Source organism: Curtobacterium sp. AC268 (assembly GCF_979258745.1).
In genome coordinates this window covers 1,533,329-1,554,756 of record NZ_OZ409878.1, presented here as the reverse complement: position 1 = coordinate 1,554,756, position 21,428 = coordinate 1,533,329, and the positions used below count along the sequence as shown (strand labels likewise).

Genomic DNA, 21,428 nt, shown 5'->3' with positions numbered 1-21,428 from the left:
GTGTCAGCCCAGGTTGAGGGAGAGGAGCGCGAGCGCCGCATCCTCGGGGCCGTAGTCGAACATGTGGTCCCAGAACGGGTCGTCGGCCCACGGGACGTCGCCATCGGCAGGGGTCGCGTGCGCGGTCTCGACCAGCCATGCCAGCTCCGGGGCGACGGCGGTCCGGAACTCCGGAGGCTCCCAACCCAGGGCACGCGCTGCCGTGGTGTCGAGGACGAACGGCGACGGCGACGACCAGGGCGTGCCACCCACGAAGGCGGGCGCGTCCTCGTCGAGCAGGACCTCGTCGAACCGGTGGTCCAGGTGCCCGGCGATCGTGCGGACGATCTCGAGCACGGTCGGGGCAGCGGCGTCCGCGACGTTGAGGATCCGGCGGTCCGGTGCGTCCGCGACGAGTCGGACGAGCGAACCGATGCCGCTCGCCGCCGTCGTGTGGTCGATGCCGCGGCCGTGGTCGGCGAGGAGGATGCGCTCCCGGCCGTCGAGCACACGGCGGACGACGAACCACTCCCGCGGGCGGCCGATGCCGACGCCGTACACCTTCGACGGGCGGAGCACGGTGACCGGGGCGCCGTGGTCGAGCAGGACCTGTTCGGCCGCCACCTTCGCGGCGCCGTACCCGTCACGACTCGTCGGGTCACCGTCCCCGGCGGTGACCGTGGGCTGGATCTCGGTGACCGCGCCGCCGAACACCGGCTTGTCGAGCGAGTTCGCGTGCCGGCCCTGCTCGTCGGCGTAGACGGCCTTGGACGAGACGAAGACCGTCGAGCCGACGTCGTCGAGGAACGGCAGGAGCTGCTGGGCGTCGTCGCGCGTCGCACCGACGGTGTCGACGAGCAGGTCGGCTCCGGGGCGGAGCAGGTCGCGCAGGACGGAACGGTCGCGGCGGTCGCCGGACGTGAACGTGGCGCCGGAAGCGGTCAGCGCATCGGCTGTGGGGCCGCCTCGGCGTGCCAGGACGTCCACCTGCCAGTCGTCGCCGCCGCGGCCGGAGGCGTCGAGGAGCGCACGTGCGACGGCCGAGCCGATCCCGCCGGTGCCGCCGAGGATGACCGCGCGTCTGGTGCTCATGGTGCAACGGTAGTGCGGCAGGGCCGTCGGCCAGACGGGGTCGTCGTTCCGCGATCGGTTCCGTCAGGAGGCGAGCTGCTCGTGCCGCCACCAGTCGGCGAGCGAACCGTCGTAGACCTTCACCCGGTCGTGCCCGAGCACCGTCAGGGCGAGGGCATCGACGCACGCGGCGCTGCCCACCCCGCAGTACGTGACGATCTCGTCGGCACCGATCACCGCGGCGAAGGCCCGCTCGAGTTCGGCACCGCGCAGGTACGCGTTCGTCTCGGGGTCCACCAGGGTGTCCGCCGTGATCGGGTTGCTGCCCGGCACGATCGGCGGGTGGTCGTCGCCGAGGGCGGCCCAGGGCGCGGCGAACACCAGGGACGCCGGCTCTTCGCCGGAGACCGCTCGGGTGACACGGTCGTGGTCGGCCCAGAGCGCACGTTCTTCGCCGGCCAGGAACGCACCGGCATCGGGGTCGGACGGCGTCGCGGGCGTGCGGAGTGCGCCCACGCGGACCGGGCGGCCCTCGTCGCGCCACTTCGTGAAGCCACCGTCGAGCACCGCGACCGAGTCGAAGCCGAACGAACGGAAGATCCACCACAGGCGTGCCGACCACTCACCGACGCTGTCGTCGTAGACCACGACGGTCGAGGTGTTCGTCACGCCGAGCTGTGCCGCGGCGACCTCGAAGCGCTCGGCGCCGGGGCGGGTGAACGGGACGTCGGCATCGGCGGCGGAGAAGTCGTCGATCAGGTCGGCGAAGCGGGCACCGGGCACGTGGCCGCGCTGCTCGTGGGCGTTCCGCCCGGGGAGCCAGGTGGTGTCGAACCCGGCCCCGACCGTGTGCACCGAGGCGTCGAGCACGACGAGCTCGTCAGCACCGAGGTGGTCTGCGAGCCACTGCGTCGACACGAGTGGTGAGGTCAGGACGGGGGCCATGCCGCAAACCATAATCCGCACCCCTGACGTGGGCCAGAGTCGTGGACACACGGCGCAACCGGGGGTGGGACGGGGTGCATGCGTGGGCAGTGATCGACGATCCACCAGTCGTTCGACGAGTGGTCTGTCGGAACATGCGCGGGCACCGATTGTGTGCGCATCCTTCGACGATGCACGCGTCGTTCGACAGGTGGATCGTCGTGGAACGGGTGTCGCCGCCCCCGCCGCCCCGCGCGCACGACGGCCCGCCCCGGCAGAACCGGAACGGGCCGAAGACGCGGAGCGAACCGCCAGCGTCAGTGCGCCGCGGCGGGGATGCTCCCGGTCGTGGCGGACCCGGCACGTGCGAGCCGCTCGACCCGCACCGACTGCCGGTTGATGAGCAGTCCGCCGGCCAGGGCGACGAGCACGAGCACGCCGGCCGAGATGCCGAACGCCACGTGGTAGCCGTCGAGCGTGGCCTGGGCCTGCTGCAGCTTCGTCGGGGCGGCGGACAGCCCGGACAGGCTGTTCGACACCACGTCGGCGAAGATCGTCGACAGCAGCGCCGTGCCGATCGAGCCACCGATCTGCTGCATGGTGTTCACCGTCGCCGAGGCGACACCGGCGTCGGCCCGGGCGACCCCTGTCGTCGCGGTGTTCATCGCGGACGAGAAGATCGTGCCCATGCCGAGGCCGATCACGATCAGCGCCGGCAGGACGGTGCCCGCGTAGGAGCTGTCCAGGTCGGTGCGGAGCAGCAGGAGGAGCCCGGTCGCGGCGACCAGGCCGCCGGCGAAGATGAGCACCTTCGGCCCGACGCGCGGCAGCAGGCGGCCACCGATCTGCGTCGCCGAGATCATGATCGACAGCGGCATCGGCAGGAACGCGAGACCGGTCTGCAGCGAGCTGAAGCCGAGGGTCTGCTCCAGGTAGTAGGTCAGGAACAGGAAGATGCCGAACATGCCGATCGCGACCAGGCCGATCGCGATGAACGAGCCGCCGCGGTCACGGTCGAGCACGACGCGCAGGGGCAGCAGCGGGTGGGCGACGCGGGTCTCGATGAACACGAACGCGGCGATCAGCACGACACCGCCGGCGAGCATGGCGATCGTGACGGGGGAGTCCCAGCCGTTCGTCTCGGCGTTCGAGAAGCCGTAGACGACGCCGACGAGCCCGAGCGTGATGGTGATGACCCCGAGGACGTCGATGCGCGGACGCTCGACCTTCGGCGGCTTCTCCATGAAGACGAGGGCGCCGATCACGCCGAGCACGGCGAAGACGACGTTGACGTAGAGGCACCAGCGCCACGAGGCGTACTCGGTCAGCACGCCGCCGAGCAGCAGACCGATGGCCGCACCGGAGCCGGCGATGGACCCGAAGATGCCGAACGCGCGACCGCGTTCCTTGGGGTCGCGGAACGTGGTGGTCAGCATGCCGAGTGCGGACGGGGCGAGCAGTGCGCCGAAGACGCCCTGCAGCGCACGGGCCGCGACGAGCAGGCCGAACGAGTCGGCCAGGCCGCCGAGCACCGAGGCGACGGCGAAGCCGACCAGCCCGATGATGAAGGTGTTCTTGCGGCCGAACAGGTCGCCGAGACGACCGCCGAGCAGCAGCAGCGAGCCGAACGCCAGCGAGTACGCGGTGACGATCCACTGTCGCTGGTCGGTTCCGAAGTCCAGGTCGGCCTGAGCCGAGGGCAGGGCGATGTTCACGATGGTCGCGTCGAGCACGACCATCAGCTGTGCGAGGGCGATGACCGCCAGGGCGATCCAGCGGTGGTTGCTCTTGGCGGGGGTGGTGCCCGGAGTCGTGGGTGCTGTCCCGGTGGGGGTCGGCACGGTGTGTTCTGCCGTCACGGCAGCCTCCTTCGAGAAGGTTGGAGGGTGGGGTGGAGGTGCGCGCCGTCGGGCACTCCCGAGATGTGGTGGTGACGAAACCGGATGCGAGGCATCCGTTTGTGGTCAGTGTAGACCGAAACGGAAGGAGGGCATCCACTTGTTCCCAGAAAGTGCAACTACGGTCGGATCGTGAGCACCACCGACTCCGTGTCCGACCTCGAGCGACCGCTGCGCGCCGACGCTGCGCGCAACCGCGAGCTGATCCTGCAGACGGCGCGCAAGTGCTTCGCCGAGCGCGGGCTCTCCGTCACGTTGAACGACATCGCGCACGAGGCCGGCGTCGGGGTCGGCACCGTCTACCGACGGTTCGCCGACAAGGACTCCCTGATCGAGGCGCTGCTCGCCGCCAAGTTCGAGGCCATGAACGACGCCGCAGCGCGCGCCGCGGACGTCTCCGACCCGCGTGAGGCGCTCCGCGTCTACCTGATGGGCGTCTTCGCGTTCCGTGCACGCGACCGAGCCCTCGCCGACGCCATCGTCCGTGCCGGCAAGGCCCGTCCGTCCATCGTGCAGGAGCGCGACCGGCTCGAACGCCAGGTCGCCGCGATCATCGGCCGTGCCGAGACCGCCGGCGTCGTCCGCCCCGGCTTCGACTACCGGGACCTGCCGATGCTCACCGCGATGGTCGGTGCGGTCGCCGACGCCACCCGCGAACACGACCCGGACGCCTGGCGCCGCTACGCGGAACTCCTGATCCAGGGCGTCCTGCCGGGCACGGACGACACCGCGCCGATGCTCGGCGACCCGCTGGACCGCGAGTCGATCGAGCGCGCGCTGCACGCGCAGTCCTGACCAGGGACGGACTGGAGGCCCGTGGCGGCGCCGCCACGGGCCTCCAGTCCGGCGGTGGTCGCCACCAGAGCGCCCAGCGCAACGGGCGCGGCGAGCCCGGCCAGACCGGCTACAGCCAGCTGGGGACCCAGTAGTGCGACCGGACGAAGTCCCACGGCACCTGCATCGCCGTCCACATCGGGTACCAGTAGACCGAGGCCAGCACGACGACGCCCAGGTACACGCCGACCCACAGGATCGCCCGCGACCTGCGTGACCGTTCGTCGCTCCGCCTGCCGAGCACCAACCCGATCGCGGCGGCCAGCGCCATCACCATGTAGGGCTCGAAGGCGATCGTGTAGAACTGGAACACCGTCCGGTCGACGTACATCAGCCAGGGCAGGTACCCCGCCGCGACGCCGAGCAGGACGAAGCCGTACTCCCACTTCCGGCGCAGGATCCAGAGCACGAGCAGCGCCACCGTGGCGATGACCGAGGCGTACCAGATGAACGGGTTCGCGATGCCGGTGATCGCCTCGCCGCAGCGGTTCGCCCAGCAGCCGTCCTGTCCGGCGTCGGTGCCGACGTAGAACATCGACGTGGGGCGCTGCATCACGAGCCAGAGCAGCGGGTTCGCCTGGTACGAGTGCGGGGTGTGCAGCCCGATGTTGAAGGCGTAGATCTCCGACTGGTAGTGCCACCAGTTCTGCAGGCCGTCCGGCACCCAGGCGAGCAGCCCGGTCCAGCGTTCGCCGCCCGAGGACAGCCAGTTGCGGTCCCATCCGTCCTTCGACACGAACCAGCCGGTCCACGACGCCACGTAGGTCACCGCGGCGATCGGCACGGTCAGCAGGAACGACACCGGTGCCTGCTGCAGCAGCGCGCTCGACGACCAGAACTCGACCCCGGCGCGGCGGCGCATCATCATGTCGCTGAGCACGGAGTACACGGCGAAGAACGCCAGGAAGTACACCCCCGACCACTTCGTCGCCGCTGCCAGCCCCAGGGCCAGGCCCATCGCGAACAACCACGGTCGCCACCAGAACACCGGCCCCCACAGGGTGGTCCGCCCGGCGGCGGCGCGGGCGGCGACCCACTCGTCGAGCCGCCGTTGACCCTGCCGACGGTCGAGCAGCAGCGCCCCGAACCCGAGGATGACGAAGAAGGTCAGGATGCCGTCGAGGAGCGTCACCCGCGACATCACGATCGCCTGCCCGTCGATCGCGAGCAGGAAGCCGGCGAGCGTGCCGATCATCGTCGAACGGAACAGCGACCGGGCGATCACCGCGGTCAGGAACACCGTCGCGATGCCGAGCACGGCCACCGTGAAACGCCAGCCGAACGAGTTGTCCGCCCCGAACAGCAGCATCCCGAGGCCGATGAGGTACTTGCCGAGCGGCGGGTGCGCGATGAACTCCGCGGCGCTCGTGAAGATGTCCGTCTCACCGCGCACGAACCGGTCGTCGGTCGTCGGGGCGGTGTCACCGCTCGGGTTCGCGGGCCAGGTGCCCTCGTACCCGAGGTGCACGATCGACCAGCCGTCCTTGACGTAGTACGTCTCGTCGAACACGAGCGAGTGGGGGGTGCCGAGGTTCACCAGCCGCAGCACGGCGGCGAGGAGCGTCACCGCGAGCGGACCCGTCCACCGCCACACGGCGACCCGCTGCGACGTGGAGAGCACCCGCCCCCACCAGTCGTCCAGGCGCGAGCCGACCGGCCCGTCGGGCACGGCCGTGCGGTCGTCGGTCAGCTCGCTGGTCATCGCTGAGCATCCTACGGATCGACCGTATGTCCGCGCTGCGACTGGGGTGCGGGGACAATGGGTGCGTGATCGTCCTCGCAGCAACGCCCATCGGCAACCTCGGGGACGCCTCGCGCCGTCTCGTCGAGACCCTCTCCAACGCCACGGTCGTCGCGGCGGAGGACACCAGGACCGCCATCCACCTGATGCGCGCCCTGGGCATCGAGAACCGTCCGCGGCTCATCGCCCTGCACGAGCACAACGAACGTGCGAAGGCGTCCGAGGTCGTCGAGCTCGCCCGCGACGAGGACGTCGTCGTCCTCACCGACGCCGGCATGCCCGCGATCAGCGACCCGGGCTTCCCGCTCGTCGAGGCCGCCGCGGCCGCCGGCGTCACCGTCACCGCCCTGCCCGGGCCGTCGGCCGTGCTCATGGCGCTCGCCGTGTCCGGGCTGCCCACCGACCGCTTCACGTTCGAAGGGTTCCCGACCCGCAAGGCCGGGGAGCGCCGCCGGGCGTTCCAGGCGCTGGCTGGGGAGCAGCGGACGATGGTGTTCTTCGAGTCGCCGCACCGGCTGGCCGAGACCCTGGCGGACATGGCCGTCGGGTTCGGCAGCGACCGCCGCGCCGCGGTCTGCCGCGAGCTCACGAAGCTCTACGAAGAGGTCCGTCGCGGGCCGCTGGACGAACTCGTCACGTGGGCGTCCGAGGGTGTGCGGGGCGAGATCTGCATCGTCGTCGCCGGCGCGGCAGAGGCCGCCGAAGAAGCCACGATCGACGACGGCGTGCGGCTGGTGCTCGAGCGGGTGGCCGCCGGCATGCGCATGAAGGAGGCCGCCGCGGCGGTCGCGGACGCGACCGGGCTGTCGAAGCGCGACCTGTACGAAGGGGCGCTCGCGGCGCGCTGAGCGGGGCTCGTCACGTTCCCGTTCGCCGGTCTGGAGGCGCGGGGCGGGCCCGTCACGGGCCTCCCGGACCCGGTTCTCCACAGTCCACCGCCGCACGCGTCATCGGGGTTCCGTGCGCCCGTAGGATGGTCCGCATGTCCGCCGGGTCCTCGTTCAGCATCACCACGCCGATCTTCTACGTGAACGACGTGCCCCACATCGGGCACGCCTACACCGAGGTCGCCGCGGACTTCCTCGCGCGCTGGCACCGGCAGCGCGGTGACGACACCTGGCTGCTCACCGGCACCGACGAGCACGGGCAGAAGATCCTGCGCACCGCCTCGGCGAACGACGTCTCGCCCAAGGAATGGGCCGACCGGCTGGTCAACGACGCCTGGAAACCACTGCTCGACACGGTCGACGTCGCGAACGACGACTTCATCCGCACCACCGACGAACGACACGAGCGCGGCGTGACGGCGTTCCTGCAGAAGCTCTACGACGACGGCTTCATCTACGCCGGCGAGTTCGAGGGCTTCTACTGCGTGGGCTGCGAGGAGTACAAGCAGCCGAGCGACCTGGTCGCCGGCACCGGTGCGTACGAGGGCCAGCAGGTCTGCGCGATCCACTCGATCCCGGTCGAGGTGCTCGCCGAGCGCAACTACTTCTTCCGGATGTCCGACTTCGAGCAGCGCCTGCTCGACCTGTACGAGTCGAACCCGCTGTTCATCCAGCCCGAGAGCGTCCGCAACGAGATCATCTCGTTCGTCAAGCAGGGGCTCCGCGACCTGTCGATCTCGCGTTCCAGCTTCGACTGGGGCATCAAGATCCCGTGGGACAGCGACCACGTGCTGTACGTGTGGTTCGACGCCCTGCTCAACTACGTCACGGCGCTCGGCTACGGCACCGACGACGACGAGGCGTTCCGGCGCCTCTGGCCGAGCGTGCACATCGTCGGCAAGGACATCGCCCGCTTCCACGCTGTCATCTGGCCGGCGATGCTCATGGCCGCCGGGCTGCCGGTGCCGGAGCGCGTCTTCGGCCACGGCTGGCTGCTCGTCGGCGGCGAGAAGATGTCCAAGTCGAAGCTGACCGGCATCGCGCCGTCGGAGATCACCGACACGTTCGGGTCCGACGCCTTCCGCTACTACTTCCTGCGTGCCATCACCTTCGGGCAGGACGGCAACTTCAGCTGGGAGGACATCTCGGCGCGGTACCAGGCCGAGCTCGCGAACGGCTACGGCAACCTGGCGTCACGCCTGGTCGCCATGCTGCAGAAGTACTGCGACGGCGAGGTCCCGGAGCGCGGTGCGCTGACCGAGTCCGACCAGGCGATCGACGCCCTGGCCGTGTCGGTCACCGAGCGTGCCGACGCCGCCATCGCGGCCTTCGCCCCGCACGAGGCGATCGCCGTCGTGTGGGAGCTCGTCGACGCCCTGAACGGGTACATCACCGAGCAGGCGCCGTGGGCCCTGGCGAAGGACGACGCCAACCGCGAGCGCCTCGGCACGGTCCTGACCACCGCGCTCCGCGGCCTAGGCACCGTGACCGTCCTGCTGTCCCCGGTGATGCCGAAGGCGACCGAGAAGCTCTGGGCCTCGATCGGCGCCGGCGGGTCCGTCGCCGAGCAGCGGGTCGACCGCGCGTTCGAGTGGCAGGGAGCGTCGCACGTGGTGCCGCTCGAGAGCGGGCTGTTCCCCCGGATCGAGCAGGTCTCCGCGTGACCGACGCCGAGTCGCACGTCCGGTCCCGCGGGGACGGGGGGTCCGGTGGCTCGAAGCGCGACCTGACGTACCCGCCGCTGCCCCAGGCGCTCGTCGTGCCGGTGTACGACAACCACACCCACATGGAGATCGCCGACGGTGTCGGCGACGGGGGTGACGGTCCGCTCGAGTACCGCGAGCACCTCGACCGTGCTTCGAGCGTCGGCGTGCGCGGTGTCGTGCAGGTCGGCACGGACCTCGCCACCTCGGAGTGGTCCGCGTCGATCGCCGCTCGGGAGCCCCGGGTCCTGGCAGCCGTCGCGCTGCACCCGAACGAAGCGCCCGTGCTGCAGGAACAGGGGCTGCTCGACGAGCACCTCGCCGGCATCAAACGGCTCGCCGCGCTGCCGCGGGTCCGTGCGATCGGTGAGACCGGCCTCGACTTCTTCCGCACCGGCGAGGACGGCCGCGACGCCCAGGTCCGTTCGTTCGAGGAGCACATCCGCATCGCGAAGGAGCACGACCTCGCGCTGACGATCCACGACCGTGACGCGCACGACGCCGTGGTCGAGGTCCTCGACCGCGTGGGTGCCCCGGAGCGGACCGTCTTCCACTGCTTCTCCGGCGGCCCGGACCTCGCCCGGCTCTGCGCCGAGCGCGGCTGGTACATGTCGTTCGCCGGCACCGTGACGTTCAAGAACGCCGCACTGCTGCGTGAAGCGCTGCTCGTCGCGCCGCGGCACCTGGTCATGATCGAGACGGACGCGCCGTTCCTGACGCCCACCCCGTTCCGTGGCCGCCCGAACGCGCCGTACCTCATCCCGCTCACCCTGCGGTCGATGGCGGAGACGCTCGGCACGGACGCCTCGATGCTCGCGGCCCAGATCGCCTCGAACACCGAGCTCGTCTACGGCGCGTGGGACGCCGAGCCCGTGACGGTGGACGAGTAGTCGTGGGCGCCCTGCTCGGCCCGGCGGAGATCCGGGAGCTCGCGGCCGAACTCGACGTCACCCCGACGAAGAAGCTCGGCCAGAACTTCGTGCACGACGCCAACACCGTGCGGCGGATCGTGTCGGTCGCCGGTGTGACCCCGTCGGCACGGGTGCTCGAGATCGGCCCGGGGCTCGGGTCGTTGACGCTCGGGCTCACCGAGACCGGCGCACCCGTCACCGCGGTCGAGATCGACAAGCGCCTGGCCGCCAAGCTCCCGTCGACGGTGTCGTCGATGCAGCCCGACGCCAGGCTGACGGTCGTGCAGCAGGACGCCATGACCGTCGCCGCCGCGGACCTCGACGTCGAGCCGACGCACCTCGTCGCGAACCTGCCCTACAACATCTCCGTGCCCGTGCTGCTGCACCTGCTCGCGACCTTCCCGTCGATCGAGCGGTCGCTCGTGATGGTGCAGGCCGAGGTCGGGTACCGGCTCGCCGCGGGCCCCGGCAGCAAGGTCTACGGTTCGCCGAGCGTCAAGGCCGCCTGGTACGGGTCGTGGAGCACCGCCGGGTTGGTCAGCCGGCAGGTCTTCTGGCCGGTGCCGAACGTCGACAGCGTCCTGGTGGCGTTCGACCGGCACGAGCCGCCGGGTGACGAGCTCCTGCGGTCGCGGGTGTTCACGCTGGTGGACGCGGCGTTCCAGCAGCGACGCAAGATGCTGCGGCAGAGCCTGTCCGGGGTGCTCGGCGGCAGTGCGCACGCGTCCGAGGTCCTGACGGCGGCGGGTATCGACCCGACCGCCCGGGGTGAGGCGATCGGTGTGGACGACTTCGTGCGGCTCGGGCGGACGGTCCTGGCGGCTGCGGAGTAGTCCGTTCCCCGCTCCGCGTCCGGATCCGCGTGACGCCCGCGCCCCGCGTGCCGCGTGCCGCGTGCCCGCGATGGTGCGAGGTTCCGTGTTCCGTGCGAGCCGAAGTGCCTCGCACCGAACACGGAACCTCGCACCGTGCGAACGTGGGCCGTCGCCCGACTCAGTGCTCGCGGGACGCCATCATCTCGAGGATCTGCTGGTGGTTGCCGTTCCGCTCGGCGAAGCGCAGCGGGTGCACGTTCTGCACCAGGATCTCCGGGGCAGCGCCGGACTCGATGAGCGCCATGACCTCGTCGGCGAAGGCGTCGAGCGGCATCCCACCGAAGTCGGCGCCGCCCATCAGGTCGGTCATGACGGCCGGCGGGGCGAGCTCGAGCACCTCGAGCGACGACCCGACGAGCTGCTCACGGAGGGCCTGCGTGTAGGCGTGCACACCGGCCTTCGTCGCGCTGTACGTCGGCGACGCGGTGAGCGGGACGAACGCGAGACCGGACGTGACGGTCATCAGGGTGGCCGAGGGCTGGGCGAGCAGGTGCGGCAGGAACGCGTCGATGAGCCGGATCGTGCCGACCAGGTTCGTCTGGACGAGCTCGAGGGCGTCGTGGATGTGCTCGGGGTCGCGGAGGTCCTCGTCGCGCATGATCCCCGACATGGTGATGAGGGCATCGAGCGACTGGTGGGCCTCGAGCACCGAGGTGGCAGCGGCCTCGATCGACGACGCGTCGGCGACGTCGATCTGCACGGTGCCGAAGCCGTGCTCGGCGGCGAGGGAGTCGAGGAGCGCCTGGCGACGGCCGCCGATGACGACGGTGCTGCCGGCGGCCTGCAGGCGCTGGGCGAGCGCGAGACCGATGCCCGAGGTCGCGCCGGGGATGAAGACGGTGGAGTTCGTGATGTCCATGACCACCACGATGCTCCGTGGACAGGGTCGCAACCAGAGCGCGGTCATCGGGGGATCGGCGATCCCTGGCACCCGGGCCGGAAGCGGACGATGATCGATCCATGGACCGTGCCGCGCTCGCCGACTTCCTCCGCCGTCGACGTGAGCTGCTGCGCCCCGAGGACGTCGGTCTCGGGCAGGGGCCGCGTCGCCGGACCCCGGGGCTCCGCCGTGAAGAGGTCGCTGCCCTCGCCGGCATGTCCGTCGACTACTACACGCGACTCGAGCAGCAGCGCGGACCGCAGCCGTCCGAGCAGATGATCGCCGCGATCGCCCGGGCCCTGCGCTGCAGCCTCGACGAGCGCGACCACCTGTTCCACCTGGCCGGGCAGAACGCCCCGACCCGGATGCACCGCGCCGACCACGTCGACCCGGCGATCCTGCGGGTGCTCGACCGGCTCGAGGACACCCCGGCGATCGTCGTCAGCCACCTGGGCGAGACCCTGGTCGAGAACCGGCTCGCGGCGGCGCTCCTCAGCAGCTCGGTCGACCTGCCGGGCAACCGGCGGTACCAGGCGTGGCGGTGGTTCGTGACGGGGAGGAACTCGCGAAGTACGCGCCCGAGCAGCACGAGCGGCTGGGGCGGGTGGTGGTCGCGTCGCTCCGGGCGGCTGTCGGGCTCGCGGGACCGGGCGACCGCCGGGCGACCGAACTCGTCGCCGAGCTGCAGACTCGCAGCGCGGAGTTCCGCGACCTCTGGGCCAAGCACGAGGTGGCCACGCGCTGGTCGGACAACAAGACGATCGTGCAGCCGGAGCTCGGCCGCATCACCGTCGACTGCCAGGTGCTGCACACCGACGACCAGGCGCAGGCACTGCTGCTGTTCACGGCGCCTGCAGGATCGGAAGACGCGCAGAAGCTCGAGCTCCTCGGCGTCGTCGGACAGCAGACCTTCGCCGGCTGACGCGTCGCACGGTGCGGGTTCGCTCGGCTCGTGCGAGGTTGGTCGACCCCGCACGGTGCGAGGTTGGTGAGCCCGTACATCGTTGACCGCTTGGTGCCGCCCTACAGTCCGTCACCGAGCGATCAACCTCGCACCGACCGGACCAGCGCGCACCGTGCGGCCCCCGCCCCCGCCCCCGCCCCCGCCGCCGCGAAGCAACGCCACGTCACACACTTGGGCACGTGCGGTATACCGTGCCTAGGGTGGGGGCGTGAGCACTCCGCGCGTGTACGTCATCCACGAGAACCCCGAGTGGTTCCCCCCGCTCGCCGCCGCCTTCGAAGCCGAGGGCGTCCCGGTCGAGGAGATCCTGCTGACCGAGGGGCAGATCGACCTCGCGGCCGAGCCGGCACCCGGCGTCTACTGGAGCCGCATGTCCGCGAGCTCCCACACCCGCGGCCACGAGCACAGCAAGGAGTACACCCGGGCGGTCCTCGGATGGCTCGAGCGTGCCGGCCGCCAGGTGGTCGGCGGCAGCCACGTGCTCGAACTCGAGGTGTCGAAGGTCGCGCAGCACGGTCTCCTGCAGCAGGCCGGGTTCGACGTGCCACGCACGACCGCCGTGTTCGGCACGACGACGCTCAAGGACGCCGCCCGCACCTTCACCGACGGGCAGGACGTCCCCTTCATCACGAAGCACAACCAGGGCGGCAAGGGCCTGGGCGTCCGGCGGTTCGACTCGCTCGCCGAGTTCGACGCCTACGTCGACAGCCCCGAGTTCGAGGCGCCGGTCGACGGCATCACCCTGCTGCAGGAGTACCTGACGGCCCGCGAGCCCTTCATCACCCGCGTCGAGTTCGTCGGCGGCGAGTTCGTGTACGCGGTCCGCGTCGACACCAGCGCCGGCAGCTTCGAGCTCTGCCCCGCCGACGCGTGCGAGGTGCCGCAGGTCATCGCCGGCGCCGTCTGTGACGTCCCCGGCACCGAGACCGTCGGTGCACCCCCGGCGTTCGCCGTCCGGACCGAGATCACCGCCGAGCACCCGCTGGTCCAGCAGCTCCGCACGTTCCTCGCCGACCAGCGCATCACCATCGCGGGCGTCGAGTTCATGGAGACGACGGACGGCCGCACCGTCGTCTACGACATCAACACGAACACGAACTACAACCCCGCGGTCGAGGAGTCCGCGCCGGCCTCCGGCCCGCGCTCCATCGCGAAGTACCTCGGTGGTCTGCTGGAGACGCAGTACGCGGCGCAGCTCACGGCCTGAGAACGCAAGAACCACCGGACTGGAGGCCCGTGGCGGGCCCGCCACGGGCCTCCCGTCCGCCTTTCCCACACCCCCAAGGAACCAACGTGCGATTCGGATACTGGACCCCGCTCTTCGGCGGCTGGCTGCGCAACGTCGACAACGAGAACATGCCGGTCACCTTCGACTACGTGAAGCGCCTGGCGCAGCGCGCCGAGCGGATCGGCTTCGACCTGACGCTCGTGCCGGAGCTCAACCTCAACGACATCAAGGGCACGGCGGCGCCCTCGCTCGAGGCCTGGTCGCTCGCGGCGGCCATCGCGGCGACGACCGAGCGCCTGGAGATCATGGCGGCGATGCGTCCCGGGTACCACCTGCCCGCGGTGACGGCGAAGCAGGCGGCGACGATCGACGACATCTCGTGCGGCCGGTTCACCTTCAACGTCGTGAGCGCCTGGTGGGCGGAAGAGGCGAAGCAGTACGGCGGGATCTTCTCGGAGCACGACGACCGGTACAAGCGCACCGCGGAGTTCGTCGAGGTCATGAAGGGCCTGTGGCGCGAGACCCCGTACTCGTTCTCGGGCGAGTACTACGACATCGAGAACGCGCACCTCGAGCCGAAGCCCCGCGTGACGCCGCGCATCTACGCCGGTGGGGAGAGCGAGGCCGGCAAGGCCGCGATCACCGGGTACGCCGACGCCTACGTCACGCACGGCGGCACGGCCCCGGAGCTCCGCGCGAAGATCGACGAGATGAAGCAGCGCCGCGTCGACGCCGGCCTGCCGCCGTTCGAGGCGTTCGGCATGGCCGCGTACGTCATCGTGCGCGAGACCGAGGAAGAGGCGCAGGCCGAGCTCGCCCGGATCACCGACGTGCAGCACGGCAAGGCGTACGCGTCGTACCAGGACTTCATCTCGAAGTCGCAGCTCGAGCACGTGCCCTCACTCGAGGACTACTCGGTGTCGAACCGCGGCCTGCGCCCCGGTTTCGTGGGGACGCCGTCGCAGGTGGCGGACCGCATCCGGGAGTTCGAGGACGCCGGCGTCGACACGCTCCTGCTGCAGTTCTCGCCGCAGCTCGAGGAGATGGACCGGTTCGGCGAGCAGGTCATCCCGCTCGTCCGGCAGTCGGTCGGGGCGCAGTCCTGATGGCGGCCACGCCGACCAACGCCGAGGACGGCTGGGCGTTCGAGACCCGCCAGATCCGCGCCGGCTTCAAGGCCGATCCGGGCTGGGGCGCGAACGTGCCGCCGATCGCGCAGAGCGCCGCATACGTCTACCCGTCGGGCGAGGACGCCGCCGCGCGCTTCATGCTCGACGCCCCCGGCCACACCTACACGCGGGTGAACAACCCGTCGGCGGCAGCCCTCGAGCGCCGGATCGCCGACCTCGAGGGCGGGATCGGTGCGCTGGCGCTGGCGTCCGGGCAGGCGGCGACGTCGCTGGCCGTGCTCGGTGTCGCACGCGCCGGTGACCACGTGGTGTCGAGCGCCTCGCTGTACGGCGCGACCTACACGCTGTTCGCCTCGACCCTGCGGGACCTCGGCATCACCTTCACGTTCGTGCAGGACCCGACCGACCTGTCCGAGTGGGCGGCGGCGGTGCGTCCGGAGACGAAGGCGTTCTTCGGCGAGTCCATCCCGAACCCCCGCGGGGACGTCCTGGACTTCGCCGGGGTGGCCGGGGTCGCGCACGAGGCCGGTGTGCCGCTCATCGTCGACAACACCATCGCGACGCCGTACCTGGTCCGCCCGATCGAGCACGGTGCCGACATCGTCGTGCACTCCGCGACGAAGTACCTGGCCGGACACGGCAGCGCCATCGCCGGGCTCATCGTCGACAGCGGGAACTTCGACTGGGCGGCCCACGCCGACGCCTACCCCCAGCTGGCCACGACCGAGCAGTCCGGGTTCGCGAACACGAACTTCGCCGACAAGTTCGGGCGACGGGCGTTCATCCAGCGCACCCGCTCGAAGCTGTCCGCCGACCTCGGGCCCGCGATCGCACCGTTCAACGCGTTCCTGGTGCTCCAGGGCATCCAGACGCTGTCGCTCCGCATGGACCGGCACGTGTCGAACGCCGCCACCGTGGCGAGCTGGCTCGACGCCCACGACCAGGTCGAGCACGTGCACTACGCCGGCCTGCCGGACTCGCCGTGGCACCACCTGCAGCAGCGCTACGTGCCGAAGGGACCGTCGGCCGTGCTGTCGTTCGACCTGGCCGGCGGGGTCGCCGCGGGCCGACGGTTCGTGGCGGCGCTCGAGCTGTTCGACCACGTCTCGAACCTCGGTGACGTCCGATCGCTCGTCGTGCACCCGGCATCGACCACCCACGTGCAGATGACCTCCGCCGAGCGGGCAGCCGCCGGGGTGGGGGACGGACTCATCCGCCTGTCGATCGGCCTCGAGCACATCGACGACATCACCGCGGACCTGGCGCGGGGGTTCACGGCAGCCGCAGCGGGATAGGTTGGGGGCATGACCACGTTGGCCGCACCGACCCGCGTGCGGACGCGCGCCCCCGGCAAGATCAACGTGTTCCTGTCCGTCGGGGCGCTGCAGGACGACGGCTACCACGACGTCGCCACGGCGTACCAAGCGGTGTCCCTGTACGAGGACGTCACCGCCGAGGCCGCCGACGACTTCTCGGTCACCTTCACGGGTCCGATCGACACGAGCACCGTGCCGGTCGACGAGTCGAACCTGGCCATCCGTGCGGCCCGGCTCGTGGCCGACGCGGCCGGACACCGCGGTGGGGTGCGGCTGACCATCGACAAGCAGGTGCCCGTCGCCGGCGGCATGGGCGGTGGCTCCGCGGACGCCGCGGCGACCCTGCTCGCCGTCGACACGCTCTGGGGCACCGCGCTCGGTCGCGAAGAGCTGCTCCGGCTCGCCGCGCAGCTCGGCGCCGACGTGCCGTTCGCCTTCGCCGGCGGCACCGCCGTGGGCACCGGCCGCGGTGACGAGCTGAGCCCGGCGCTCGCCAAGGGTGAGTTCCACTGGGTCCTCGCCCTGAGCGACGACGGGCTGAGCACCCCGGCCGTCTACCGTGCGCTCGACGAGCACCGGGAGCGGTACCGCGCCGACATCTCCCCGGCGCCGTCGCACCCCGTGGTCGAGGCCAACGTGCTGCAGGCCCTGCGTGCGGGCGACCCCGACCTGCTCGCCGACTGCGTCCACAACGACCTGCAGGCACCGGCCATGCGGCTGCAGCCCCGGCTCGCGGCGACGCTGGAGCTCGGTGAGAAGTCCGGTGCCCTGGCCGGCCTGGTGTCCGGCAGCGGCCCGACGGTGGCGTTCCTGGTGGGCGACCGAGATGCCGCGCTCGAACTGCAGGTCGAGCTCAGCGCCGCCGGCCTCGTCGCACTCCGGGCCACCGGTCCGGTGCACGGCGCACGCGTGGTGCACTGACCCGACGTCCGGCCCGCCCGGCGAGCGGCTCGACGCCGAGCGGCGGTCAGTCCCGCCGCGGTCGGTCCAGCGTCAGCGGCTGTACTTCCAGAGGATGACCGTGCCGGTGTGCCAGTAGCGCACGACGTGGAAGCCCTCGGCCACGAGCGTCTCGGTGACCTGCGGGCGGATGTTCCGCGACTTGCCGCCGACGAACCACACGGTGTCGATGCCGGAGATCCGCTCGGGCACCGTCGCGGCGACGTCGCCGTTCACGTTCCAGAGCTGTCCGCGTTCGGCACCGGTCTCGGTGACGGCGAGGTCGCGCATCCCGGTGAAGGCTTCGGGGTAGGAGTCGGCGATGACCTGCGCGGTGGTGCCCGGGTGCTCCCAGACGCTGCCGAAGACGACGCCCTCGTTCTGGTCGGTGCGCCGGTCCCGCTCGCGCTCGATGATCGCCGCCGCGTTCGCCCAGTGCGAGTCCTGCTTGGCGTGGGGCAGCCGGACGAGCGTGCTCGTCGGCGCCGACACGAGCAGCATCCCGACGACGGCGAGCGCCAGCCACCGCCGGGGTCGGATCGCCGTGATCGCCAGGCCGATGAGCAGCGCGACGAAGGGCAGGCTCAGGCTGGCGTACTTCGGGGAGTACAGGTGCTCCCCGGCTGCGGTCGCACCGACGAGCAGTGCGGTGGGCAGGATCGTCAGGGGGACGGCGACGCGGACGGCCTGCATCCGCAGCAGGTCGCGGGCAGCCGGGGCAGGGCGTCGGGCGGCACGCACGGCGAGCACGACGCCGACGATCATCAGGACCCACCCGAGCACCGCGTACGGCCAGACGGCACCGAACCAGGCGGTCGCGACGACCTGGCGCACGGTGGCCCACCCGACGCCGGTGATCCAGCCGACCTGCTTGGCCTGCCCGGCGGCGAGGACGATGAACGGCGACACCACGAGGGCGGCCCCGACGGCGGCGACGCCCCAGCGCACGAACGCGGCGCGGTCGACCATCGGCGCGGCCACCAGACCGCTGCGCTGCGAGAGCACGGCGTCGCGACGTGCGGCACGGTCGGCGACGGCGGTCCAGAGGAGCACGACCCCGTGCGCGACGACGGCCAGGGCCAGGTAGACGTTGAACAGCACGGCGACCACGGCGAGCAGGGCGTAGACGACCCACCACCGGGTCGCGTGGTGCCGGATCCGGGTGCGCCGGACCGCGGTGATCCCCACGAGGGTCAGCGCGACGGCGAAGGTCGTGACGGTTGCGTACGGGCGCCCCTCGGTGCCGGCCCAGGCGACGCGGGGCAGGACCAGGAACACGATCCCGGAGACGACGCCGAGCCGCACACCGCCGAGACGACGGCCGAGGGCGACGACGAGCCCGGCGGAGACCCCGATGGCGAGGGCACTCGGGAACCGCAGCGTGAACGGCGAGTACCCGACGAGCGTGAACCAGACGTGCATCACGGCGTAGTACAGGCCGTGGACGGCGTCGACGTTCTGCAGCTCGGCCCAGAGCGCCGGCCAGCTCCGCTGCGCGCTCGCGATGGTCGCGGCCTCGTCGTACCAGACCGACGGCACCCAGCTGAAGGCCGCTGCGACGACGACGCCGAGCGCACCGACGGTGATCTCGGGGGTCCGGGCGAGGGCCCGGACGGCCGCCGCGACGAGCCCCAGTGAGCGCGCGCGCACCGACGCGTCCGACGTCGTACGTCGGACCGGGACGGTGCCGGTGCGCGGGGAACTCACGCCCGTGACCGTACCGATCTGCTCTGGGGATCCGCCGCGTCCGGGCACTGAACTCTCACATGCAGGAGTTCGGTGCGACGGGCCAGAATGACGGGATGGAACCCCTCGTCGCCCCCGCCGCCGCGCTCTCCCCGGGGCGGACGCAGCTCGGTTCGCGGACCGCCGCGCTCGCCGACGTCGGGGTCACCGGGCTGCGACGCCTGGCCACATCGCGCATCCTCGTGGTCGGGGCCGGCGGGCTCGGGGCGCCGGTGGTCGCGTACCTCGCCGGGCTCGGTCGGCTCACCGTGGTCGATCCGGACGTGGTCGACGCGTCGAACCTGGCCAGGCAGACGCTCTTCACGGCCGCGGACGTCGGCTCGCCGAAGGCACGGGTCGCTGTGGCCCGAGCCGTCGCCGTCGACCCCGAACTCGACGCGGTCGCCGTGGTCGCGTCGTTCACGCCGGACCTGGTCGCCGGACACGACGTCGTGGTCGACGCCGCCGACTCGGTCGTGGTCACCCGAGCGATCTCGGACGCCTGCGCCGCGGCCGGGGTGCCGTTCGTGTGGGGCACGGTGCTCGGCCACGACGGGCAGGTCAGCGTCTTCCGCGACGCCGCCCCGGACGGCGTCGACTTCCACGACCTGCACCCCGACGCCCTGCCCGACGAGGGCTCGTGCGCCCTCGACGGCGTCGTCCCCGCACTGTGCGGCGCGGTCGGCGCGGTCATGGCGGGACAGGTCTTCGCGTTGGTCACCGGTAGCGGTGACCCGCTGCTCGGACGCGTCCTGACCGTCGACGCCCGCCGGTGGCGCTGGACCGAGAGCCCCGTCCGTCGCGGGCCCGCCTCGCGTCGACCGGCACCTGCTGCCGGTGCCGACGCGACGCCGCGCATCGCGCCGTCCGCCCTGGCCGCCAGGGTGGCGGACCCGTCGGACCCGCTGGTCGTCGTCGACGTCCGGACCGACGAGGAACGGGCGGCCGGCGTGGTCGCCGGTGCCGTCCCCGACGACACCGGCGCGGACGAGGTCGTCGTCTACTGCGCACGCGGACCCCGTGCGGACGCGTGGGCGGCGCGGCAGCCGGCCGGGAGGCGCGTGGCGGTCCTCGACGGCGGCTTCGAGGCCTGGCGTCGCGAGGGGCTGCCCGTGGCGATCGAGCACCGGTCCTGACCCAGCCTGGTCACCCCTACCACCCCTATCACCCCTTGCCGCCGCATCCGCGGATAGGATCGGTGGATCATGACGCAACTGCGGGTACGGGACGCTGCGGCCTTCCTCGGGATCAGTGACGACACCGTTCGTCGGCTCGTCGACGGGGGCACCTTCACCCGTGCCACGGACGACGCGGGGCGAGCCGTGGTCGACGGTCGCGAGGTCGCCGCCTACGCCCGGGAACGCAGCTCCGAGCCGACCGACCCGGCGTCCGCGGTGAAGAGCTCGGCGCGGAACCGCTTCGTCGGGATCGTCACCGACCTGGTCGTCGACACCGTGATGGCGCAGGTCGAACTGCAGTGCGGCCCGCACCGCGTGGTGTCCCTGATGAGTGCCGAGGCCGTCCGCGACCTGGGGCTCGAAATCGGGTCCGTCGCGGTGGCGTCCGTCAAGGCCACGATGGTCGCGGTCGAGGCGCCCGCCCGGCACGAGGACGAACGATGAGCCGTCTCCGGCCGTTCGCGGCGCTGGCCCTCGCCGCCACCGTCGCGCTCGGGCTCGCTGCGTGCACGGCTCCGGACACGGGCTCGGGGGCACAGGCCCCGGCGGGCTCCGGCACCGAGGCGCCGACCGGTTCGATCACCGTCTTCGCCGCCGCGTCCCTGCAGCAGACCTTCACGACCTTGGGCAAGCAGTACGAGACCGCGCACCCCGGCGCCTCGATCCGGTTCTCGTTCGCCGGCTCCAGCGACCTCGTCACCCAGATCCAGAACGGCGCCCCCGCCGACGTGTTCGCCGCGGCGGACCAGGCGAACATGGCGAAGCTGACCTCGGGTGACCTGGTGACCGGGTCGCCGCGGGCCTTCGCCACGAACACGCTCGAGATCGCGGTCGCCCCGGGCAACCCGCGGGGCATCGGCGGCCTCGACGACCTGACGGCTCCGGGCGTCCAGCTCGTCACGTGCGCCGCCCCGGTGCCGTGCGGTGCCGCGACGGCGAAGGTCGAGTCCGCATCGGGCATCGACCTCGAGCCGGTCAGCGAGGAGCAGTCCGTCACCGACGTGCTCGGCAAGGTCGAGTCCGGTCAGGCCGATGCCGGACTCGTCTACGTGACGGACGTCAGAGGGGCCGGCGGCAAGGTCGACGGCGTCCCGTTCGACGAGTCGAGCAAGGCCGTCAACACCTACCCGATCGGTGTGCTCCGGGAATCCCAGGACCCGGAGCTCGCGCAGGCGTTCTCGGAGTACGTCCGCTCCGCCGCCGGGCAGCGTGTGCTCTCCGACGCGGGCTTCGGGAAGCCCTGAC

Annotated in this window: 19 protein-coding genes and 1 pseudogene; 14 read left to right on the top strand and 6 right to left on the bottom strand. The window is 71.6% G+C overall.

All coding sequences use genetic code 11. From position 1 onward, the window contains the following. Nucleotides 1-3: 3 nt before the first annotated feature. The 3 genes from ACZZ9K_RS07295 to ACZZ9K_RS07285 form a co-directional block, all read right to left on the bottom strand. Nucleotides 4-1,071: an NAD-dependent epimerase/dehydratase family protein gene (locus ACZZ9K_RS07295; RefSeq protein WP_463443702.1), complete on the bottom strand. Its 1,068-nt coding sequence runs from the start codon at nucleotides 1,069-1,071 to the stop codon at nucleotides 4-6. A 63-nt stretch (nucleotides 1,072-1,134) separates the two neighbouring features. Then, nucleotides 1,135-1,995 carry a sulfurtransferase gene (locus tag ACZZ9K_RS07290; RefSeq protein ID WP_463443701.1) on the bottom strand — a complete coding sequence of 287 codons (861 nt, stop codon included), beginning with the start codon at nucleotides 1,993-1,995 and terminating at the stop codon, nucleotides 1,135-1,137. Between the two features lie 296 nt (nucleotides 1,996-2,291). Further along, nucleotides 2,292-3,833, bottom strand: coding sequence for an MFS transporter (locus ACZZ9K_RS07285; RefSeq protein ID WP_138801794.1), 1,542 nt, complete (start codon nucleotides 3,831-3,833; stop codon nucleotides 2,292-2,294). 171 nt (nucleotides 3,834-4,004) lie between these two features. Here ACZZ9K_RS07285 and ACZZ9K_RS07280 point away from each other — a divergent pair, with 171 nt between their 5' ends. Further along, nucleotides 4,005-4,667 (top strand): TetR/AcrR family transcriptional regulator, encoded by a 663-nt coding sequence (locus tag ACZZ9K_RS07280; RefSeq protein WP_463443700.1) that lies wholly within the window; start codon nucleotides 4,005-4,007, stop codon nucleotides 4,665-4,667. Nucleotides 4,668-4,776: 109 nt separating this feature from the next. On the opposite strand, the gene ACZZ9K_RS07275 is transcribed toward ACZZ9K_RS07280, so the two are convergent. After that, the gene (locus ACZZ9K_RS07275; RefSeq protein ID WP_440227892.1) at nucleotides 4,777-6,408 is read right to left on the bottom strand and encodes a dolichyl-phosphate-mannose--protein mannosyltransferase; all 1,632 of its coding nucleotides are present in this window, start codon (nucleotides 6,406-6,408) and stop codon (nucleotides 4,777-4,779) included. 65 nt (nucleotides 6,409-6,473) lie between these two features. On the opposite strand from ACZZ9K_RS07275, the gene rsmI reads away from it, so the two are divergent. The 4 genes from rsmI (at nucleotide 6,474) to rsmA (ending at nucleotide 10,781) form a co-directional block, all read left to right on the top strand. Next, nucleotides 6,474-7,295: a 16S rRNA (cytidine(1402)-2'-O)-methyltransferase gene (rsmI, locus tag ACZZ9K_RS07270; protein ID WP_463443699.1), complete on the top strand. Its 822-nt coding sequence runs from the start codon at nucleotides 6,474-6,476 to the stop codon at nucleotides 7,293-7,295. Nucleotides 7,296-7,429: 134 nt separating this feature from the next. Beyond that, complete coding sequence (gene metG / locus ACZZ9K_RS07265) at nucleotides 7,430-8,998, top strand: methionine--tRNA ligase (RefSeq protein WP_463443698.1); 1,569 nt, start codon at nucleotides 7,430-7,432, stop codon at nucleotides 8,996-8,998. After that, complete coding sequence (locus ACZZ9K_RS07260) at nucleotides 8,995-9,927, top strand: TatD family hydrolase (protein WP_463443697.1); 933 nt, start codon at nucleotides 8,995-8,997, stop codon at nucleotides 9,925-9,927. The genes metG and ACZZ9K_RS07260 overlap by 4 nt, the downstream gene beginning before the upstream one ends. A gap of 2 nt (nucleotides 9,928-9,929) precedes the next feature. Further along, nucleotides 9,930-10,781, top strand: a complete 852-nt coding sequence (rsmA, locus tag ACZZ9K_RS07255) for a 16S rRNA (adenine(1518)-N(6)/adenine(1519)-N(6))-dimethyltransferase RsmA (protein ID WP_111030773.1) — start codon at nucleotides 9,930-9,932, stop codon at nucleotides 10,779-10,781. A 160-nt stretch (nucleotides 10,782-10,941) separates the two neighbouring features. On the opposite strand, the gene ACZZ9K_RS07250 is transcribed toward rsmA, so the two are convergent. Continuing rightward, nucleotides 10,942-11,682, bottom strand: coding sequence for an SDR family oxidoreductase (locus ACZZ9K_RS07250; RefSeq protein ID WP_463443696.1), 741 nt, complete (start codon nucleotides 11,680-11,682; stop codon nucleotides 10,942-10,944). 101 nt (nucleotides 11,683-11,783) lie between these two features. On the opposite strand from ACZZ9K_RS07250, the pseudogene ACZZ9K_RS07245 reads away from it, so the two are divergent. From ACZZ9K_RS07245 to ACZZ9K_RS07220, 6 genes and pseudogenes are all read left to right on the top strand, one after another. Beyond that, nucleotides 11,784-12,200: pseudogene (locus tag ACZZ9K_RS07245) on the top strand (helix-turn-helix domain-containing protein); the annotation flags it as partial. 44 nt (nucleotides 12,201-12,244) lie between these two features. Beyond that, nucleotides 12,245-12,625, top strand: coding sequence for an MmyB family transcriptional regulator (locus ACZZ9K_RS07240; RefSeq protein ID WP_463443695.1), 381 nt, complete (start codon nucleotides 12,245-12,247; stop codon nucleotides 12,623-12,625). A 250-nt stretch (nucleotides 12,626-12,875) separates the two neighbouring features. Next, nucleotides 12,876-13,874 (top strand): ATP-grasp domain-containing protein, encoded by a 999-nt coding sequence (locus ACZZ9K_RS07235; protein WP_111091130.1) that lies wholly within the window; start codon nucleotides 12,876-12,878, stop codon nucleotides 13,872-13,874. An 86-nt stretch (nucleotides 13,875-13,960) separates the two neighbouring features. Continuing rightward, a complete protein-coding gene (locus ACZZ9K_RS07230) occupies nucleotides 13,961-15,001 on the top strand; it encodes an LLM class flavin-dependent oxidoreductase (protein ID WP_463443694.1) in 1,041 nt (346 codons plus the stop codon). Next, nucleotides 15,001-16,320 (top strand): O-acetylhomoserine aminocarboxypropyltransferase/cysteine synthase family protein, encoded by a 1,320-nt coding sequence (locus ACZZ9K_RS07225; RefSeq protein ID WP_463443693.1) that lies wholly within the window; start codon nucleotides 15,001-15,003, stop codon nucleotides 16,318-16,320. Before ACZZ9K_RS07230 ends, ACZZ9K_RS07225 begins: the two co-directional genes overlap by 1 nt. Nucleotides 16,321-16,329: 9 nt before the next feature. Beyond that, nucleotides 16,330-17,262: a 4-(cytidine 5'-diphospho)-2-C-methyl-D-erythritol kinase gene (locus ACZZ9K_RS07220; protein ID WP_027466065.1), complete on the top strand. Its 933-nt coding sequence runs from the start codon at nucleotides 16,330-16,332 to the stop codon at nucleotides 17,260-17,262. Between the two features lie 72 nt (nucleotides 17,263-17,334). Here ACZZ9K_RS07220 and ACZZ9K_RS07215 read toward each other — a convergent pair whose 3' ends face one another. After that, nucleotides 17,335-18,987 (bottom strand): glycosyltransferase family 39 protein, encoded by a 1,653-nt coding sequence (locus ACZZ9K_RS07215; RefSeq protein ID WP_463443692.1) that lies wholly within the window; start codon nucleotides 18,985-18,987, stop codon nucleotides 17,335-17,337. A gap of 95 nt (nucleotides 18,988-19,082) precedes the next feature. Between ACZZ9K_RS07215 and ACZZ9K_RS07210 the strand changes: the two genes are divergently transcribed. The 3 genes from ACZZ9K_RS07210 (at nucleotide 19,083) to modA (ending at nucleotide 21,427) form a co-directional block, all read left to right on the top strand. Beyond that, nucleotides 19,083-20,141 (top strand): ThiF family adenylyltransferase, encoded by a 1,059-nt coding sequence (locus tag ACZZ9K_RS07210; RefSeq protein ID WP_463443691.1) that lies wholly within the window; start codon nucleotides 19,083-19,085, stop codon nucleotides 20,139-20,141. Nucleotides 20,142-20,210: 69 nt separating this feature from the next. Next, nucleotides 20,211-20,627 (top strand): TOBE domain-containing protein, encoded by a 417-nt coding sequence (locus tag ACZZ9K_RS07205; RefSeq protein ID WP_463443690.1) that lies wholly within the window; start codon nucleotides 20,211-20,213, stop codon nucleotides 20,625-20,627. Further along, nucleotides 20,624-21,427 (top strand): molybdate ABC transporter substrate-binding protein, encoded by an 804-nt coding sequence (modA, locus tag ACZZ9K_RS07200; RefSeq protein ID WP_463443689.1) that lies wholly within the window; start codon nucleotides 20,624-20,626, stop codon nucleotides 21,425-21,427. The genes ACZZ9K_RS07205 and modA overlap by 4 nt, the downstream gene beginning before the upstream one ends. Nucleotide 21,428 lies beyond the last annotated feature (1 nt).

What these genes read in the sequence shown, in the direction of transcription:
- ACZZ9K_RS07295 (WP_463443702.1), bottom strand. Translation starts at nt 1,071, where the DNA reads ATGAGCACCAGACGCGCGGTCATCCTCGGCGGCACCGGCGGGATCGGC.
- ACZZ9K_RS07290 (WP_463443701.1), bottom strand. Translation starts at nt 1,995, where the DNA reads ATGGCCCCCGTCCTGACCTCACCACTCGTGTCGACGCAGTGGCTCGCA.
- ACZZ9K_RS07275 (WP_440227892.1), bottom strand. Translation starts at nt 6,408, where the DNA reads ATGACCAGCGAGCTGACCGACGACCGCACGGCCGTGCCCGACGGGCCG.
- metG (WP_463443698.1), top strand. Translation starts at nt 7,430, where the DNA reads ATGTCCGCCGGGTCCTCGTTCAGCATCACCACGCCGATCTTCTACGTG.
- ACZZ9K_RS07250 (WP_463443696.1), bottom strand. Translation starts at nt 11,682, where the DNA reads ATGGACATCACGAACTCCACCGTCTTCATCCCCGGCGCGACCTCGGGC.
- ACZZ9K_RS07225 (WP_463443693.1), top strand. Translation starts at nt 15,001, where the DNA reads ATGGCGGCCACGCCGACCAACGCCGAGGACGGCTGGGCGTTCGAGACC.
- ACZZ9K_RS07220 (WP_027466065.1), top strand. Translation starts at nt 16,330, where the DNA reads ATGACCACGTTGGCCGCACCGACCCGCGTGCGGACGCGCGCCCCCGGC.
- ACZZ9K_RS07210 (WP_463443691.1), top strand. Translation starts at nt 19,083, where the DNA reads ATGGAACCCCTCGTCGCCCCCGCCGCCGCGCTCTCCCCGGGGCGGACG.
- ACZZ9K_RS07205 (WP_463443690.1), top strand. Translation starts at nt 20,211, where the DNA reads ATGACGCAACTGCGGGTACGGGACGCTGCGGCCTTCCTCGGGATCAGT.
- modA (WP_463443689.1), top strand. Translation starts at nt 20,624, where the DNA reads ATGAGCCGTCTCCGGCCGTTCGCGGCGCTGGCCCTCGCCGCCACCGTC.